This window comes from Clostridium sp. UBA4395 (assembly GCF_002390995.1).
Lineage (GTDB): Bacteria > Bacillota > Clostridia > Clostridiales > Clostridiaceae > Clostridium_J > Clostridium_J sulfidigenes.
In genome coordinates this window covers 1-19,073 of sequence record NZ_DGRF01000088.1, presented here as the reverse complement: position 1 = coordinate 19,073, position 19,073 = coordinate 1, and the positions used below count along the sequence as shown (strand labels likewise).

The 19,073-nt window shown below is 30.6% G+C and carries 17 protein-coding genes and 1 other annotated feature; of the genes, 11 read left to right on the top strand and 6 right to left on the bottom strand.

Annotated features, from left to right (window positions below; all coding sequences use genetic code 11):
- Positions 1-107: 107 nt before the first annotated feature.
- Positions 108-467, bottom strand: coding sequence for a hypothetical protein (locus B2694_RS16685; RefSeq protein ID WP_346866754.1), 360 nt, complete (start codon positions 465-467; stop codon positions 108-110).
- Positions 468-629: 162 nt separating this feature from the next.
- Positions 630-847, top strand: a binding site (T-box leader).
- 198 nt (positions 848-1,045) lie between these two features.
- Here B2694_RS16685 and B2694_RS16680 point away from each other — a divergent pair.
- From B2694_RS16680 to B2694_RS16670, 3 genes are all read left to right on the top strand, one after another.
- A complete protein-coding gene (locus tag B2694_RS16680) occupies positions 1,046-3,688 on the top strand; it encodes a valine--tRNA ligase (RefSeq protein ID WP_346886707.1) in 2,643 nt (880 codons plus the stop codon).
- A 208-nt stretch (positions 3,689-3,896) separates the two neighbouring features.
- Positions 3,897-5,201, top strand: coding sequence for a folylpolyglutamate synthase/dihydrofolate synthase family protein (locus B2694_RS16675; protein WP_346886706.1), 1,305 nt, complete (start codon positions 3,897-3,899; stop codon positions 5,199-5,201).
- Between the two features lie 86 nt (positions 5,202-5,287).
- Complete coding sequence (locus B2694_RS16670; RefSeq protein WP_346886705.1) at positions 5,288-6,172, top strand: YncE family protein; 885 nt, start codon at positions 5,288-5,290, stop codon at positions 6,170-6,172.
- A 49-nt stretch (positions 6,173-6,221) separates the two neighbouring features.
- Here B2694_RS16670 and B2694_RS16665 read toward each other — a convergent pair whose 3' ends face one another.
- Positions 6,222-6,746, bottom strand: a complete 525-nt coding sequence (locus tag B2694_RS16665) for a DUF4364 family protein (protein ID WP_346886704.1) — start codon at positions 6,744-6,746, stop codon at positions 6,222-6,224.
- A 164-nt stretch (positions 6,747-6,910) separates the two neighbouring features.
- On the opposite strand from B2694_RS16665, the gene pdaB reads away from it, so the two are divergent.
- Complete coding sequence (gene pdaB, locus B2694_RS16660; protein WP_346886703.1) at positions 6,911-7,675, top strand: polysaccharide deacetylase family sporulation protein PdaB; 765 nt, start codon at positions 6,911-6,913, stop codon at positions 7,673-7,675.
- A gap of 223 nt (positions 7,676-7,898) precedes the next feature.
- The gene (locus B2694_RS16655) at positions 7,899-8,633 is read left to right on the top strand and encodes a single-stranded DNA-binding protein (protein ID WP_035133068.1); all 735 of its coding nucleotides are present in this window, start codon (positions 7,899-7,901) and stop codon (positions 8,631-8,633) included.
- A 74-nt stretch (positions 8,634-8,707) separates the two neighbouring features.
- Here B2694_RS16655 and dapD read toward each other — a convergent pair whose 3' ends face one another.
- Entirely contained in the window at positions 8,708-9,418 is a 711-nt protein-coding gene (dapD, locus tag B2694_RS16650) for a 2,3,4,5-tetrahydropyridine-2,6-dicarboxylate N-acetyltransferase (RefSeq protein WP_150846032.1), read from the bottom strand.
- 225 nt (positions 9,419-9,643) lie between these two features.
- Between dapD and B2694_RS16645 the strand changes: the two genes are divergently transcribed.
- Both B2694_RS16645 and B2694_RS16640 read left to right on the top strand, forming a co-directional pair.
- Entirely contained in the window at positions 9,644-10,183 is a 540-nt protein-coding gene (locus B2694_RS16645) for a cob(I)yrinic acid a,c-diamide adenosyltransferase (RefSeq protein WP_346886702.1), read from the top strand.
- Positions 10,184-10,202: 19 nt separating this feature from the next.
- A complete protein-coding gene (locus tag B2694_RS16640) occupies positions 10,203-11,351 on the top strand; it encodes a pyridoxal phosphate-dependent aminotransferase (RefSeq protein WP_346886701.1) in 1,149 nt (382 codons plus the stop codon).
- An 88-nt stretch (positions 11,352-11,439) separates the two neighbouring features.
- On the opposite strand, the gene dapB is transcribed toward B2694_RS16640, so the two are convergent.
- Genes dapB through B2694_RS16625 form a run of 3 tightly spaced genes read right to left on the bottom strand, consistent with a single transcriptional unit; the run spans position 11,440 to position 14,107 of the window.
- Positions 11,440-12,189 (bottom strand): 4-hydroxy-tetrahydrodipicolinate reductase, encoded by a 750-nt coding sequence (gene dapB, locus B2694_RS16635; RefSeq protein WP_346886700.1) that lies wholly within the window; start codon positions 12,187-12,189, stop codon positions 11,440-11,442.
- A 12-nt stretch (positions 12,190-12,201) separates the two neighbouring features.
- Positions 12,202-13,080 carry a 4-hydroxy-tetrahydrodipicolinate synthase gene (gene dapA / locus B2694_RS16630; protein WP_346886699.1) on the bottom strand — a complete coding sequence of 293 codons (879 nt, stop codon included), beginning with the start codon at positions 13,078-13,080 and terminating at the stop codon, positions 12,202-12,204.
- Positions 13,081-13,105: 25 nt separating this feature from the next.
- Positions 13,106-14,107: an aspartate-semialdehyde dehydrogenase gene (locus tag B2694_RS16625; RefSeq protein ID WP_346886698.1), complete on the bottom strand. Its 1,002-nt coding sequence runs from the start codon at positions 14,105-14,107 to the stop codon at positions 13,106-13,108.
- A 1,058-nt stretch (positions 14,108-15,165) separates the two neighbouring features.
- On the opposite strand from B2694_RS16625, the gene B2694_RS16620 reads away from it, so the two are divergent.
- Genes B2694_RS16620 through B2694_RS16605 form a run of 4 tightly spaced genes read left to right on the top strand, consistent with a single transcriptional unit; the run spans position 15,166 to position 19,037 of the window.
- Positions 15,166-16,098: an ABC transporter permease gene (locus B2694_RS16620; RefSeq protein WP_346886697.1), complete on the top strand. Its 933-nt coding sequence runs from the start codon at positions 15,166-15,168 to the stop codon at positions 16,096-16,098.
- Positions 16,099-16,109: 11 nt separating this feature from the next.
- Positions 16,110-17,030 carry an ABC transporter permease gene (locus B2694_RS16615; protein WP_346886696.1) on the top strand — a complete coding sequence of 307 codons (921 nt, stop codon included), beginning with the start codon at positions 16,110-16,112 and terminating at the stop codon, positions 17,028-17,030.
- Positions 17,031-17,044: 14 nt separating this feature from the next.
- Positions 17,045-18,067: an ABC transporter ATP-binding protein gene (locus B2694_RS16610; RefSeq protein WP_346848583.1), complete on the top strand. Its 1,023-nt coding sequence runs from the start codon at positions 17,045-17,047 to the stop codon at positions 18,065-18,067.
- Position 18,068: 1 nt separating this feature from the next.
- Positions 18,069-19,037, top strand: coding sequence for an ABC transporter ATP-binding protein (locus B2694_RS16605; RefSeq protein WP_346866743.1), 969 nt, complete (start codon positions 18,069-18,071; stop codon positions 19,035-19,037).
- The last annotated feature ends 36 nt before the right edge of the window (positions 19,038-19,073 follow it).

Below are 19,073 nucleotides of genomic sequence, written 5' to 3'. Positions count from 1 at the left end.
TTAAGACTTAAGTTTAAATTAGTCTTTTATATTAGATTTATGTAACTTTTGTATTATAAAGTCTGTATTATAAAATTAAAATAATAGCTAAGTATAAAAAAACAAGCTTATATGCTTGTTTTTTTATACTTAGAAAGTATGAAACTTATGGCCTTTTCACATTCTGTATCCGTATTATCTATGGACCATGCAGTATTAAAATAGTTTAGAGCTTTTTTATTCTCATCCATCATTACATGACAATAAGCAAGGTTGAAATAATATTTACTTTCTTTTCGTAGATTCAAAGCTCTATGAATAAGAGGTATTGCAGCCTTATAGTTTTTTAGTTTAATAAAACATACAGCAGAATTATAAAGTGAAGGTGCTTCATATTCCTTTAACTCTGCAGATTTTTTATACATATCAATAGCATTTTTATAGTCCTTAAGTTTATATAAATCATTACCTTGTGCAAAATAATTCAAGGAAAAGACCTCCTAATTAGTACTTTATCTTAATATTTTCCATTTTGTTCTAAAATATACTATAACACTTATAAATTTATATAAATTAGATTTTAAAATTTATATTGACAAAAGAGTTGTATTGTATATAATATTATAAAAGAGAAATATATAATACATAATAAATTGACTGTGATGAAGAGGAGTAAGAATATGAAATATTAAGAGAGGAAAATCCATGGGCTGAAAGGTTTTCTATAGGAAGTATTTTGAAGGTAGCTTCGGAGTTGCTTTAGCGAAATTAAGTAGCTAGAGACGGTGGTTCCTCATCGTTAAAATTAAGAGAGTCTTAAAAGTAATTTTGAGAAATAAAGGTGGTAACGCGCGCTGTCGTCCTTTGGGGTGATAGCGCTTTTTTTAATTAATTTTATACTAATCTATTAAATTACCATAGTATTAAATATGTTAATAAATGTAATGATAATTTATGTGTAATAGTTTAGTTAAAGTTTTGTACATTATAGCTACTAAGAACTGTAATTGTTAGAACAAGTAATCAAAAGTAAAAAATAAAAACAATAGAAGGGCAGGTAATAACAATGGATGAAAATAATAATATAGCAAAGAATTATGATCCTAAAGAGTTTGAAGAAAGACTATATAAGTGGTGGGAAGAAAGTGGATTTTTTACTCCACAAGTAGATAAAAATAAAAAGCCATATACAGTAATAATGCCACCACCTAATATTACAGGACAACTGCACCTTGGTCATGCTTTAGATAACACTCTTCAAGATATACTTATAAGAACTAAGAGAATGCAAGGATATAGCACATTATGGCTTCCAGGAGAGGACCATGCAAGTATAGCTACTGAAGTAAGAGTTGAAAAAGCTTTACTTGCAAAAGGAATTAAAAAGAAGGAAATTGGTAGAGAGGCATTTTTAGAAAAGGTTTGGGAATGGACAGAGGAATATAGAGATAGAATTAAAACTCAACTTAAAAAAATGGGTTGTTCTGCTGATTTTACAAGAGAAGCTTTTACTATGGATGAAAATTTAAGTAAGGCTGTTAGAGAAGTTTTTGTTAAATTATACAAAGATGGTCTTATATATCAAGGAAATAGAATTACAAACTGGTGTCCTAAATGTATGACTGCTATCTCAGATGCGGAGATTGAATATGAAGAGCAAGGAGGACATTTCTGGCACATCAATTACCCAGTAATAGGTAGTGATGAAGTAGTTGAAATTGCTACAACAAGACCAGAAACTTTACTTGGAGATACTGCAGTAGCAGTTAATCCTAAGGATGAAAGATATGCTCATCTAGTTGGTAAGAAACTTAGGTTACCATTAGTGAATAGAGAAATTCAAGTTGTTGCCGATGACTATGTAGATATGGAATTTGGAACAGGTTGTGTTAAGATAACTCCAGCTCATGACCCTAATGATTATCAAGTAGGTAAAAGGCATAACTTAGATGAAGTTGTAGTTTTGGAGGAAAATGGAACTATATCTGAAGGTTATGGAAAGTATTCAGGACTTGAGAGATATGAAGCTCGAAAGCTTATTATAAAAGATTTGGAAGAACAAGGATATTTAGTTAAGATTAAAGATCATAGTCATAACGTAGGAACTCATGATAGATGTGGATGTACTATTGAGCCAATGCTATCTAAGCAATGGTATGTAAAAATGGATACTCTTGCAGTACCAGCAATTAAAACCGTAAAAGAAAAAGATATAAAATTCATTCCAGAAAGATTTGAAAAAATCTATTATAACTGGATGGAAAATATTCAAGATTGGTGTATTTCAAGACAATTATGGTGGGGACATAGAATTCCAGTTTGGTACTGTAAAGATTGTGGAGAGATAATAGTTGAAACAGAAGCGCCAGCTCATTGCAGTAAGTGTAGCTCTACAAATCTAGAGCAAGATAAGGATGTTTTAGATACTTGGTTTAGTTCAGCATTATGGCCATTCTCAACTTTAGGTTGGCCTGGTGATACAGAGGATTTAAAATATTTTTACCCAACAAGCACATTAGTTACTGGTGGAGATATTATATTCTTCTGGGTTGCAAGAATGATATTTTCAGGTTTGTATAACATGGATGAAGTACCATTTAAAACAGTGTTTTTCCATGGGATGGTTAGAGATGATCAAGGTAGAAAGATGTCTAAGTCTTTAGATAACGGTGTTGACCCACTAGAAGTTATAGAAAATTATGGAGCAGATGCTCTAAGATTTTCCCTTGTTACTGGTAATGCTCCGGGAAGTGATATAAGATTCTATGAATCAAGAGTTGAGGCAGCAAGAAATTTTGCTAATAAGATTTGGAATGCATCAAGATTTGTTATGATGTACAATGATGAAGCTCTTATAGAGAAATATAAAGATTGTAAAAACTATTCTATAGCCGACAGATGGATATTATCAAGACTTAACAATATAGTTAAAGAAGTTACAGAGAATATAGAAAAATATGAAATTGGTATTGCACTTCAAAAGGTTCATGACTTTATGTGGACTGAATTCTGTGATTGGTATATAGAAATTGCTAAACCGTCTCTATATAGTGATAATGAAGAAGTTAAAGGAATAGCTTTAAATGTTCTCAATAAAGTTTTAGTTTCAGGATTAAAATTACTTCATCCAGTAATGCCATATATCACAGAAGAGATTTATACTCACTTAACTAAAGAAAGTGAATCTATTACAATTGCTAAATGGCCAGAGTTTGAAGCTGATTTAGAAGATTTCAAAGCAGAAGAATATATGAACTATATTATAGATGCCATAAGAAATACAAGAAATGCTAGAACAGAAATGAATGTACCACCTTCAAGAAAGGCTAAAACATATATATATGCAACTGAAGCAGCAGAAGCTTTCAGGGAAGGGAAGGTTTACTTTGAAAAATTAGCATCAGCTAGTGAAGTTATAATCTTAAAGGCTAAAGAAGAAGCACCAGAAAATATAGTATCTGTAGTTTCAAAGGGGGCAGAGATTTACATGCCACTTTTAGAGTTAGTAGATGTAGAGAAAGAGCTTGAAAGATTAAACAAAGAAAAAGCTAAACTACAAGGGGAAATTGAAAGAGTAGAGAAAAAACTTGCTAATGAAAGATTTGTTTCTAAAGCTCCAGCAGAGGTTGTTGAAGAGGAAAAAGCTAAGGGTGAAAAGTACAGAGAGATGTATAATTCTGTATTAGAGAGTATAGAAAAGTTACAATAAAAAACATTTAAGAATGTGTATATAAAAATAAATTTTAATATTAATAAATAGAAGGATATCTAAAAGTGTATAGACTATATATTTTATCTATAGTCTTATACTTTTGAGATATCCTTTTTAATATTGATAATTACTAGTGTGATATAGTTGAGTATGGATATGTAATGAGGTAAAATAGGTTATGAAATTAGAATTCAGGAGGGTTATTATGAATTATACTGAAGCTATTAACTATATAAAGGATACTGCTAAGTTTGGAAGTAAACTGGGCTTGGAAAGAACAGAAAAGATACTAGAACTCCTTGGAGATCCACATAAGAAGATTAAAACTATTCATGTGGCAGGAACTAATGGTAAAGGTTCAACCGCAGCTATGATTACAAAGATATTAATACATAGTGGGTACAAAGTAGGATGTTATATATCTCCTTATATTGAAGAGTTTGAAGAGCGTATTCAGATAAATAACAAGAATATTCCCAAGGAAGATTTAGCTAGGATAGTTACAGAAGTTTCAATGGCCGTTAAAGAAGTAACTACTTTAGGTTATGGTAACCCTACTGAGTTTGAGATAATAACTTGTGCAGGATTTTTATATTTTTATAAAATAAAGGCTGATTTTGTTGTTGTTGAGGTAGGACTTGGAGGAAGATTAGACTCTACTAATGTTATAGAACCTATTTTATCTATAGTTGGATCTGTAAGCTATGATCATATGAATATTTTAGGAAATACCTTAGAGGAAATTGCTTATGAAAAGGGTGGAATTATTAAAAATAATACTCCAGTAGTTTTATATCCACAGGAAGATAAAGTCACTAAAGTCATAGAGAACATTTGTAAAGAAAAAAATTCACCACTTATAAAAGTGAAAAGAGAAAATGCATCTTTAGTTAAAGTAGGAGAGTATAATGGAAATGCAGTGGTTCAAAATTTAAACATTATAACAGAAAGGGATAGTTATAATGTTAAATTATCTCTTTTAGGAACTTATCAGATTCAAAATTGTAATGTCGTTATAAATGTTTGTGAAGCTTTAATAGATCTTGGAGTTAATATTACAAAGGAAAGTATAACAAATGGTTTATCTCAAGTTAAATGGCCAGGTAGATTAGAAATTATGAGAAAAAATCCTTTAGTGGTAATTGATGGTGCTCATAATATTGATGGTATAAGGAAGTTAACTGAAAGTATAGAAATTTATTTTAAATATAAAAAGCTAGTGTTAATAATAGGAATTTTAGCAGATAAGCAAGTAGATGAAATGATAAATATAATATGTCCTAAAGCAGAAAAAATTATAGCTGTAACTCCTCATTGTGAGAGAGCTGAGCTATGTGAAGATTTAAAGTATAAGATTAATATTTGCAATAAAGAGTGTGAAGCTATTATGGATTATGAAGAAGCATACATTAAAGCACTTTCCTATTGTGATGAGGATACTTTACTAGTCATATCTGGTTCTCTTTATATGGTGGGAGATATGAGGAAGATAATAAGAAATCATAATTAATTTTAAATATAATAAATTTATGGTGCAACAAATTTTCGTAGCATAATGGAAGGTTCCTTCATAGTATAATGTGAGGAGGGATTCCAATGAGGTACTTATATATTTGTAATACAACTCAAGATAGCATTAACAAAATTGGTATAGAGAAGTTTGCATTAGAAGATGTTATAAAGTTAGAAGGAGTTAATGAAAATAAAGTAGGTCCTCATGGATTATGTATACAAGGGGATCAATTATTCACTTCAAATTGTTACGATGGTTCAGTGTCTATAGTTAATTTGAAGGATTTAAAATCCTATAGCTATTATTTAGGAAGAAACTGTAGAGATATTTGTGCCTTGGGAAATCATTTATATATTATTTGCGGAGACTCAAATAATGTAGTAACTTTTGATTTGAATAAAAAAGAAATAATAGAGATTATTCCTTGTGGAGACTCTCCACATAGTATTGACTGTTGTAATCACAGTAATGAAATAGTTGTAGCCAATAATGGTGACGATACAATTACAGTATTTGATTCGTTATATGGTAGTGACATTAAAAACATAAAGGTAGGGCAAGCACCAACAAAAGCGTTATTTACTTTAAATGGGGATTATATTCTTGTTTGTGAAAGTAGTGCAGGCAGCTTGGATAAGGGGTGTGTAAGTGTTATATCAAGCAGAAATCATAAAGTAATACATAGATTATCAGTGGGAAATTGTCCTTTTGATATGTATTGCGATGAAAAGTTTTGTTATGTATCTAACTATGGTGACGGAACTATATCCATTATTGATATTATAAATTTTATAAATGTAAAGAGTATAAGAATTGGTGGTATGCCTAGAGGAATAATTTGCGATGAAAGGTATATTTACGTAGGAGATAGCTATAATGATTTGATAATGAGGATTGATAAAAATGATAATCATGAAAAATTAATCATCCCATTAAAGGGCCAGCCTACAGGGATGATTATAGATTAAAATATTTATGAAAATACTAAGGGTAGATTTATAATGAGCTTAATAAAAATTACTCAGTTAAAACTTTAATAATCTTAGTGTATAAGTCAGAGGGGTTAGCTTTCCATTTGGAACATAACTCTCTGGCTTGTTTATTTGATGCCACTGTTACCTTAATTTCCATGAGAGGGATATTATTTTCAGAAGCACCTAGGCTAACTACATAACTATTGGAATTTTCAATGGTGTAATCAGCTGAAATTGTAGCCTCTTTTTTTATTAGATTCATTTTCCCATCTATATAAGAATTTAATTTACTTAAACTATCATTAGATAATCTATTTTTAAATAAAGATAGGACTTCTTTACCTTTACTTGATATTACTAATCTATCTTTATCTTTATAATTAATTTTATTTATTAGTTGAGACGAGATTAAATCATCTATATATTCTTGCAGTGTAAAATAATTTATAAAATTATTTTCAAGGACAATTTCTGTAAGTTGTATGTTTGATATAGGTAAATCAACTTTATCTATTATATGCAACAGTAGAAGCTTGTTTTCTGCTAAGTTCAAAGAATTATCAAACATAAAGTAACCTCCTTTAAACCATGTAATTTTATACATATTTATTATATTAAATTATAACACATATTTATTAAATATGAATTAAGTTTACATGCTATAGTATAGCATATAATAACTGATTATGAATATAATTTTATAGAAAGTATGTTTATAAGTAAAGGAGGAATATGGATAGATCTAATAGAATTAAGATAAAAATAACAACTTATTTAGCATTGTTAATATTAATAGTGTGTATAAGTATTATGGGACGTGTATTTTATAAAGAAACCTTTATTCCAACAGATAGAAAGGTACCTATTTATTCAGTAGACACAAAAGAAAAGAAAATGGCTATAACCTTTGATGTTAATTGGGGTGATGATAAAACTAATGAAATTCTAGATGTTCTCGATAAGTATAATGTAAAGGCCACATTTTATATTATCGGATTATGGTGTGATGATTATCCAGACAAAGTAATAGAAATTTCAAAGAGAGGACATGAAATAGGAAATCATTCTAATAAACATCCTGATTATACCAATATGACAAAGGAGAGTATAATTAAGGATTTAGAAATAGCTAATGCTAAAATATTAAATTTGACTGGAGAAACGCCTAAAACGTTTAGATTTCCATCAGGCTCATATAATGATGATTCAGTAGAAGTTATACAAAGTACAGGGTTAAAGGCGATACAGTGGGATGTTGATAGTGTTGACTGGAAGGCTAATGGAGCAGATATAGAATATGAAAGAATAGTATCAAAGGCAAGGGAAGGCTCTATACTACTATTTCATAACGATGGAAAGTACACCACAGAAAATTTGCCGAAAATAATTGAAAAATACCAAGCTATGGGTTATGAATTTATTACAGTGTCTAACTTAATATATAGTGATAATTATTATCTAGATCATACAGGGAAACAAATACTAAATAAAAATTGACAAAATTATTGCATATTTTAATTGTAAGACTAAAAAATGTGAATTTTTGAAAATTAAATGTTGTAAAATTTAGACAATTATTCTATAATTAATTCACGGGGGTAATGTAAATAGAACTATAAGAAAAATATTTGATTTTTACTATAAATAGTTATATTTTCATTTTTTATGAATATAAATTATAGTAAATTTTACTAAAAAACCAAGGGAAAGAGGGGTTACCATGGATAATAATATTTTTAATAACAAAATTTACTTAGAGGGAAAAGTTATCTCAGATTTAGAGTTTAGCCACGAAATGTATGGAGAGGGATTTTACAATTTTGAATTTGAGGTTTCAAGACTTAGTGATACTTCTGACATATTAGTAATTACAGTATCAGAAAGATTAATTGCAGGAATTGATGTAAGTATTGGAAGTGAGCTTGTAATAGATGGACAGCTTAGATCCTATAACAAGTTTGTAGATGGTGCCAATAGACTTATATTAACTGTATTTGCAAGAGATATTCGCCAACTTGAAGAAAGAGGAAAAAATCCAAATCAAATTTTCTTAGATGGATATATTTGCAAGGCACCCGTTTACAGAACAACACCATTTGGCAGAGAAATAGCAGATATGTTATTAGCCGTTAATAGATTGTACAATAAATCAGATTACATTCCTACTATCGCTTGGGGAAGGAACTCTAGATTTTGTAAGAGTTTAGAAGTAGGGGATAACATTAGAATTTGGGGAAGATTACAAAGTAGGGAATATCAAAAGAAAGTTTCAGATTCAGAAGTAGTTAAAAAAATTGCCTATGAAGTTTCAATCTCTAAAATGGAAAGAGTTACTGACGAAAATAGAGATAATGTAACTATTATAGGAAAAGTGGACAATGATCCATCTACAGATGAGAGTAACAATATACAAGAAGCAAATTTAAATGATAATGAAGAGAAAGAAGTTATTTAATGAGATAAATCAACCAAAAAGCTATCATGAGGAAGTCCTTCATGATAGCTTTTTGGTTGTTATTTTATAATTTATTATTTTCTTAGATCAGCTAAGATTTCAGTTTTACTCTTAGTTTTATCATCTACATGTTTAATTATTTTAGCTGGAGAGCCGGCTACAACTACATTTTCAGGTACATCTGTTGTAACGATAGCACCAGCAGCAACTACTGAATGATTTCCTATTTTTACACCTTCTAAGATTACTGCATTAGCTCCTATAAGTACATGATCACCAATTTCACATGGAGACTTGCTAGGTGGTTCTAAAACTCCAGCAACTACTGCTCCAGCTCCAAGGTGGACCCCTTTACCAAGCTTTCCTCTAGCACCTACAACAGCATTCATATCTACCATGGTTTCATCACCGATTTCAGCACCTATGTTGATAACAGCACCCATCATAATAACAGCATTATTTCCAATAGATACTCTATCACGTATTATTGCACCTGGCTCAATTCTAGCATTTATACTTCTTGTATCAAGCATAGGTATAGCTGAGTTTCTTCTATCAGATTCAAGCCTGTAGTTATGTATTTTTTCTTTATTTGCATCTAAAAAATTATTTATATCAGCGCTATCACCAAATAAAACATAAAAGCTGCCTTCGCCAAAACAGTCTACATTTTCAAAGTTACAATCTTTTAGATCACCTTTAACATAAGCTTTCACAGGGGTTGATTTCTTTGACTCCTTTATAAATCTAGCAATTTCATATGGATCAGTAAAGTTATATTCCATACCTCTAACTCCTTTCGACAAGTAATATATATTCATTTATATATTATCCTAAAAAACTCAACAATAATTATAAATAAATAAGATATTTTTGAATATAATACTTAGTATATTTAATTTATCAATATAGTATATCTATAGTTATATCATAAAAATCATATATAATGGAATATTTTATTTGTAAATGATATAATAAAATTAAAAAAAGTAGACCTAGGAGGTAAATATATGGGAAACTTAAACAAAGGATATATTCAAATATATACTGGAAACGGAAAAGGAAAAACTACAGCAGCAGTGGGGCTTGCAACTAGAGCTGCTGGAAATAAATATAGAGTATGCATGGTTCAGTTTTTAAAAAGTGATGCAACAGGAGAATTAGAGTCAGCTAAACTTATGGCTCCATATTTTACTATTCATAGATTTGAAAGACCTAGAGGATTTTTCTGGACATTAAATGATCAAGAAAAGTTAGAGCTAAAAGAGGATATTCAAGAAGCGTATAAGTTCTGTATAAAGCAATTGGAAGAAGGAAATTGTGATATATTGATAATGGATGAGATAATGGGAACTTTATCTAATGGGTTAATTACAGAAGAACAATTAATAGAACTAATAGATAAAAAACCAGATGATGTAGAACTTATAATGACAGGTAGAAATGTGCCAGAATCAATAATGCAAAGAGCTAATTTAGTTACTGAAATGAAGGATCTTAAACACTACTTTAATGAAGGGGTTCCAGCAAGAAAAGGAATAGAATTCTAAGGAGTATAAGGTATAAATTATGAGATTGGCAAGTAATATAGACAATATAGAAATATCAGGAATAAGGAAATTTTATAATAAGGTTGCTAAGATAGAAGGTGCTATATCACTAACTCTAGGTGAGCCAGATTTTAAAATACCTGGGGAAATAAAAGAGGCTATGAAAAAGTGCCTTGATGAAGATAGGACTACTTATACACCTAATGCTGGGATAGAAGAGTTAAGAGAAGAAATTTCTAAGTATCTAAAATCTTTAAATATAAGTTTCTCCAGTAAAGAAATATGTGTAACTGTAGGAGGAAGTGAAGGATTATTATCTACTTTTACTGGAATATTAAATCCAGGAGATAAAGTTCTAATACCTTCCATTGCATATCCTGCCTATGAAAATTGTGTTAAGATTCTTGGTGGGAAGGTTATAAATTATAATGTTAAGGAAGATTTATCTGTAGATATGGAGCAATTGGAGAGAGTCATAGAGAAAGAGTGTCCCAAGGTAATGGTATTATCTTATCCATCAAATCCTACAGGACAACTTTTGACCAAGGATCAATGTGATAGATTATTTAATATATTAAAAGATAAAGATATATTAATTGTAAGTGATGAAATTTATAGCTCTATTGTATTTGGAGAATTTAACTCTATATCACAGTATGGAAAGTTAAAAGATAAACTTATACTTATAGGTGGATTTTCAAAAATGTTTTCCATGACAGGAATTAGAATAGGATATGTATGTGCTGCGGAATGGATATTAAATAGCATAATAAAGGTTCATCAATACAATGTGTCATGTGCACCGTCTATTGGTCAATATGGAGCTTTAGAAGGACTTAAGAAGTCTATGTACCATATAGAACATATAAAATCAGATTTAAAGATAAGAAGGGATTATGTCTATGATAGACTAGTTTCTATGGGGCTTGAAGTTATAAGACCAGAGGGCGCATTTTATATATTTCCGTGTATAAAATCATTTGGATTTAGTAGTGAAGATTTTTGTGATAAGCTACTTGAGGATACTAAGGTAGCCGTAGTACCAGGAACTGCATTTGGAAAAGGTGGAGAAGGGTATGTTAGAATTTCTTATTGCTACAGCATGGAAGATTTAAAATTATCTTTAGATTTAATGGAACAGTGGTTAAATCAGATAAAGCTTAACTAAGAGAAAATATAAAAGATAAATATTAAATAAAAAGTGTTATGAAAATATAGATTTCATAACACTTTTTATTTGAACTAAATTTGATTTACTATTTAACTACATCGTCCATAGAATATATGCCTTTTGGTTTGTTATGAACATACTCACAAGCCTTTAAAGCGCCTACAGCGAATACTTCTCTTGAAATAGCTGAGTGTTTAATTTCAATTACTTCACCCATACCAGCAAATATAACTTCATGGTCACCTATAATATTTCCACCACGAATTGCATGAATTCCTATTTCCTTGTGTTCTCTTTTAGAGATTCCTTCTCTACCATAGTTGAAGGTTGTTTCTTCTTCTATAGAGTCCTTTATAGTATTTGCAAGAAGTAGTGCAGTACCACTTGGAGCATCTACCTTTTGATTGTGATGCTTTTCTATTATCTCAATATCAAAATCTGTATATAGTTTATTGCTAATAGATTTTAATAAATTATTTACTATATTAATTCCTATAGACATATTAGCAGAATAGAACACAGGAATTGAATTTTGTAGATTCTTAATATGAACTATTTGTTCTTCCGTATAGCCAGTAGTGCAAAATACTACTGGTAATGAGTGAGCTAAAGCATATTTTGATATAGAGTCTAAACTTGAAGGTCTTGAGAAGTCTAGAATTACATCTACTTCTTCTGTTACTTTATCTATGGAATCATAAATAGAGTAATTAAAATTAGATTCTGTATTCATATCTACTCCAGCCTGAATATTTAATGTTTCAGAAGTAGAAGCTACCTTTGAAATCATATGACCCATTTTTCCGTTACATCCAACTAATAAAATCTTTACCATGTATAGTCTCCTTTATAATAAGTGGTAGTTTTTTAGAGCTTCTTTCAAAGTCACTAAATTATTATCATCCATATCAACTAATGGAAGTCTTAAGTTTCCAACACTTCTACCCATAAGATTTAAGGCAGTTTTTATAGGAATAGGGTTTGTTTCACAGAAACATGCATTAGTTAAAGGGATAGTTTTTAAAAACAACTCTTGAGATGCTTTTATTTCTCCAGTAAAGAATAATTCACATATATTATGAACATCTTTAGGTACAATATTTGCAATAACTGATATTATTCCAAGTCCGCCTATAGCAAGAGTTGGTAAAATTTCATTATCGTTTCCAGAATATATATCTAATTTATCTCCACAGAGATATTTTATTTCTGCAATTTGGCTTATATTTCCACTAGCTTCCTTTACAGCAACAATATTATCTATCTGACAAAGTTCATGGAGAGCCTTTGGTGAAATATTCATGCCAGTTCTAGATGGTACATTATATACTACTATAGGAGTATTAACAGCTTCAGCAATAGTTTTAAAATGAGCAATTAAACCTTTTGCCGAAGTCTTATTGTAGTAAGGGTTAATTACTAAAAGTCCATCTACACCAACAGACTCAGCGTAGATGCTCATTTTAACAGAAGCCATGGTGTTATTACTACCAGTACCGGCTATAACAGGGATTCTTTTATTAACTGTATCTACAGTGAATTTTATAGTTTCTTTTCTCTCAGCTTCTGTCATAGTAGATGCTTCTCCAGTTGTACCACATACTATGATAGCGTCAGTTCCATTTTCAATATGCCATTCTAATAATTCTTTTAATTTAGGAAAGTCTACACCGTCTTTGCTAAATGGAGTTACAATTGCAACACCAGAACCTTTAAAAATACTCATATATACACCTCTTAAATCATTATATTTATTTTATTAAATTTTCTTTTATAAAAACTTCTGCAATTTGTACTGCATTAAGGGCAGCACCTTTTCTAATATTATCAGCAACAACCCATAGGTTAACACCATTATCAACACTAAAATCACGTCTGATTCTTCCAATATAAACGTCATCCTGACCTTCTATATCTACAGGCATAGGATAAATATTATTTTTTATATCATCCATTACAGTAATTCCAGGTAAAGTTTTAAATAAGTCGAAAATATCATCCAATTCAAAAGTATTTTCAAATTCTACGTTAATACTTTCGCTATGACCATGGAATACAGGTACCCTTACTGTGGTAGCAGTAACTTTAATTTGATCATTATGAAGAATTTTATGGGTTTCATTTATCATCTTCATTTCTTCCTTTGTATAACCATTATCTAAGAATACATCAATTTGAGGTATTACATTATAGGCTATAGGATATTGAAATTTCTTAGGAGGAACATTAGATACTCCATCCTTTAGATCATTAAACCCTTGAACTCCAGCACCGGATACAGCTTGATAAGTTGAGTATACAACTCTTTTTATTCCATATTTAATATCAAGAGGTTTAAGAGCAACCATTGCTTGAATAGTAGAACAGTTAGGATTAGCAATAATACCATTATGCCATTTAATATCTTCACCATTAACCTCAGGAACTACCAGAGGAACTTTAGGATCCATTCTCCATGCACTACTATTATCTATAACCACGGTATTGTGTTCTGCGAATATAGGAGCAAATTCTAAGCTGACATCTCCACCAGCTGAAAAAAGAGCTAAATCAATTTTTTTGCTAATTATATTTTCTTTCTTAAGTTCTTCTACCAATATATCTTTTCCATTAAAGTGTATAGTAGTTCCAGCAGACCTGGCAGATGAAAAAAGATATAAATTTTCTATGGGAAAATTTCTTTCAGCTAAAATATTCATGAATTGTCTTCCCACCATTCCGGTAGCCCCGACTATAGCAACATTGTATTTCAAAAATACCACCTCACTTAACTTATATTTATAATACATTATATAACTTAAGTAGATAAAGTTATATAACTTTATTAAATTTATATATAAAATTTTATTATAGCAGAGATATATACCAAAGATGTAAATGGAAGTAAAGGCATAATACAATGAACGTAGATATTATTAAATCCAGATTGTTAAGGGGAGGATGAAAGTAGAGAAGTGTTAGGTCAATTTAAAGAATAGATAATAAGATTTTAGATATAAAAGAATCATATTAAAAATTCGCAAGATAATATTTTAAATAAAAAGATGCATTTGTTTAAATGTGTAAAAATATGAAGGTATATAGAAGATTAAATAATATGAATTTAATATATTATCTAATATTTTGTTGCAATTTGTAATCTTAAGAACAAATTATGTATTAAAATAGTTTGACAACTTACAGAACCCTGTGTTAATATTATAAAAAATGAATTTATTATTATTTTTATTTTCATACTTTTAACAATTATAACTACTAAAATACATAACCACATATTAACTATGAAATATGTATGAATGATTAAAATACTGAGAATTAATTTCTTAGTGTTGGTTTTTAAAAGGAAGTGGCTTTGATATTGTGGCAATTGTCAAAATATTTAAAAGGAACTAACTATTTAAATAAATCATTTTTGCTAATTTCATAATAGCATCTTAAGTGTGTTTTAGTAATGTTAAAGGAATGAAGCCTTACTAGATTTTATTAATAGTGTGGGAGGTGTTAGTAAGGGAAAATAATGCATTACATTTTAAAAGTTGATATGAGACAAAAAAGAATAAAAAGTGCTAAAGTTTTTATAATATCATAATACATAATGTTGCAAATTATAAAACAACGACTTTGTATACGATATCATTAGTAAGCTTAAGGGTGTCTTAAATATTTACATTTCATTTATAGGAGTCTATAGGTGAGATGTAATTTCTAATAATGTCTCATTGTGCTTAAGGTAGAAAAAGGTTAATGTTGGGGGAAATGCAGTAGATGGGGATTTTATTGCATATTTTTACTTAAAAATGGAGGGATGACGATGTTTAAATTTACTCTAAAAAGATTTGGATATATGTTATTGACATTATTCATTGCATCATCAATAACATTTATGCTTATCCATGCTATGCCTGGAGATCCACTTGCGGTTGCAGCAAGAAAGCTTCCAGAGCAAATAAAAGCTAACTACTATGCTAAATATGGATTAGATAAGCCACTTTTAACTCAATATGGATTATTCGTTAAGAATGCGGTCAAAGGAGATTTAGGACAATCTCTAGCATCTCCGGGAAGAGATATTACAGAGACTATTCTGAGACATGCACCTATTTCAGCACGAATTGGAGGACAAGGTCTTATACTGGGAGTTACAATAGGTATCTTATTAGGTATTGTAGCTGCATTTAAAAGAGGAAAATGGCCAGATTATTTAGTAATGTTCATAGCTATAGTTGGTATATCTGTACCAAGTTTTGTTGTAGCATCACTACTACAATTCTTCTTCACAGTTAATTTAAGATGGTTACCAACAACAGGATGGGGTGAGGTTAAGCATACTATATTGCCTACCATAGCATTGAGTTTAGCTCCTATAGCTACTTATGCAAGATATATGAGAGCTAACTGTTTGGACGTTATTGGACAAGACTATATAATAACAGCTAAGGCTAAAGGAGTTTCTAATGTTAGTTTAGTATTTAAACATGTTATAAGAAATGCTATTTTACCAGCTATTACTCTTCTAGGACCACAAGTTGCTAGTATATTTACAGGTTCCTTCGTAGTTGAAAGCATATTTTCAATACCAGGACTTGGACAATATTTCGTATCAGCAATTACAGATAGAGATTATACTATGATAATGGGACAATCAATATTTGTATCAGCATTATTTATAGTTGCATTATTCTTAGTTGATATAATTTATGGATTAGTTGACCCAAGAATAAGAGTATCAAGCGGAAAGCGTTAGGAGGGATAAGTATGGCAGAATTTTCAAAAGAAAAATTTCAAATTATAGGTTGTGATAACCTAGATTCAGAGGGAATGCTTAGACCTAGTATGACCTACTGGCAAGATGCATGGAGAAGACTTAAAAAGAATAAAGTTGCGATGCTTTCATTGGTGTTATTAGGATTAATTTCATTGATGACAATAATAGGACCTATGATAAGTAAATTTGAATATCAAGCTACAAATAATGATATGTTAAATTTAAAACCAAACGCAACATATTGGTTTGGAACAGATAGCTTAGGTAGAGATTTGTTTACAAGAGTTTGGATAGGTGGTAGAATATCTATCGCTATAGGGTTAATTGGAGCTGTTATCGATACTGTTGTAGGAACAATTTACGGTGGTATATCTGGATATCTTGGTGGAATTGCTGATGATATCATGATGAGAATACTAGAAATTTTAGTTAGTATTCCATACCTAGTATTGGTTATACTTATCAGAGTTATTATGGATGGTGGTAGTATGATGCCACTTATTATAGCTATGACCATCACAGGATGGTGTTATATGGCTAGACTTGTAAGGGGACAACTTTTACAAATTAAAGAACAAGAATACGTACTTGCTGCAAAAGCACTAGGAGCAAATGCTTCAAGAGTAATAGCAAAACACTTAGTGCCAAATACTTTAGGTGTTATGATTGTTGCTATAACATTTGATATACCAGCATTTATATTTTCAGAAGCTTTCTTAAGCTTCTTAGGAATAGGTGTTCAATCACCGATGACAAGTTGGGGAGCTCTTGCTGCAGCAGGACAACAGAACTTAATGTTCTATCATTATCAATTAATTTTCCCTGCCTTAGCGATTTCGTTAACAATGCTATCTTTTAATTTATTAGGTGATGGTTTAAGAGACGCACTAGATCCTAAATTACGTCAATAAGGGGGGAATGGCAAATGGAAAGAATTTTAGATATAGAAAATTTACAAGTTTCATTTCATACCTATGCGGGTGAAGTAAAAGCAGTAAGAGGTGTAGATTTTCATCTTGATAAGGGTGAAACTTTAGCTATAGTTGGAGAATCAGGTTGTGGAAAAACAGTTACATCAAAGGCTATAATGAGACTGTTACCAGAACCAATGCCAGCAGAAATTAAAAAAGATTCTAAAATCATTTTTGAGGGTAAAAATATTTTAGATATGAACGAGAAGGAATTAAGAAAATTAAGGGGATCAGATATATCTATGATATTCCAAGATCCTATGACTTCATTAAATCCTACAATGACAGTTGGTAAGCAAATTGCTGAGAGTTTAATAATTCATAGAGGTATGAATAAAGCTGAAGCTATGAAAGAAGCAATAAAAATGCTTGATCTTGTTAATATACCAAATGCTGATAAGAGAGCTCATCAATATCCACATGAATTCTCAGGTGGTATGAGACAAAGAGCTATGATAGCTATAGCTCTTGCATGTAATCCTAAGATACTTATTGCGGACGAGCCAACTACTGCTCTGGATGTTACTATACAAGCTCAAATAATGGATCTTATAGGAGATCTTCAAAAGAAACTAGGAACTGCAGTAATACTTATTACTCACGATCTTGGAGTAGTAGCAGATACTGCGGACAGAATTCAAGTAATGTATGCTGGACAAGTTATTGAAAGAGGTACTGTAGAAGAAATATTTGCAAATCCTCAACACCCTTATACATGGGCATTGCTTCAATCAGTTCCAAGACTTGAGACAAAAAATAAAGATACGCTTTACGCTTTAAACGGTACTCCGCCAGACTTAGTTAAACCACCAGTTGGATGTCCTTTTGCTGCAAGGTGTGAATATTGTATGCAAATATGTTTAGAGGAGATGCCAGAAGTAACTAATGTAGAGAACGATCACCAAGTGTTGTGTTGGTTAAAACACCCAATGGCACCTAAGGTTGAAGTTCCAGAAGCGTTAAGAAGAGGTGAATAAGATGACTGAATCAAATAAAAAAGAAGTTTTAATTGAAGTAAAGAATCTTAAAAAATATTTCGAAGTTGGTAGGAATGCTACACTTAAGGCGGTAGATGATGTTAGCTTTAACATATTTAAAGGTGAAACCTTAGGTCTTGTTGGAGAATCAGGTTGTGGTAAAACAACTTGTGGAAGGACTGTAATGGGACTTTATGGAGCGACTGGTGGTGAAATATTATTTGATGGAGATGACATTAGTAAATATGATAAAAAGCAGAAAAAAGAATTTACTAGAAGAGCTCAAATAATATTCCAAGACCCGTATGCATCGCTAAATCCAAGAATGACTGTTGGAGATATTATTGGGGAAGGAATAGATATTCATAATCTTCATAAAGGTAATGAAAGACAGGCTAGAATTTATGAATTACTACAATTAGTAGGACTAAATAAAGAGCACGCATCTAGATTCCCTCATGAGTTTTCAGGTGGACAAAGACAGAGAATAGGAATAGCAAGAGCTCTTGCTATAGAACCAGACTTCATTGTTTGTGATGAGCCTATATCTGCTCTAGATGTATCTATTCAAGCGCAAGTTGTTAACTTGCTGATAAAATTGCAAAATGAGTTAGGGTTAACATATTTATTCATAGCCCATGACTTATCAATGGTTAAACATATATCTGATAGAGTTGGAGTTATGTATTTAGGAACTATGGTTGAACTTACTAGTAGTAAAGATTTATATGATAAGCCTTTACATCCATATACTCAAGCGTTATTATCAGCGATTCCAATTCCTGATCCTGATGCAACTAAGAAAAAAGCAAGAATACCTCTAGAGGGAGAAGTGCCAAGTCCAATAAATCCTAAACCAGGTTGTAGATTTGCACCTAGATGTAGATATGCAAAACCTATATGTAGTGAAAAAACTCCCGAGTTTAGAGAAATTGAGCCAAATCACTTTGCTGCATGTCATATACTATAATTTAAATAAAAAAATGGGGCTGTATCAGAATGAAGT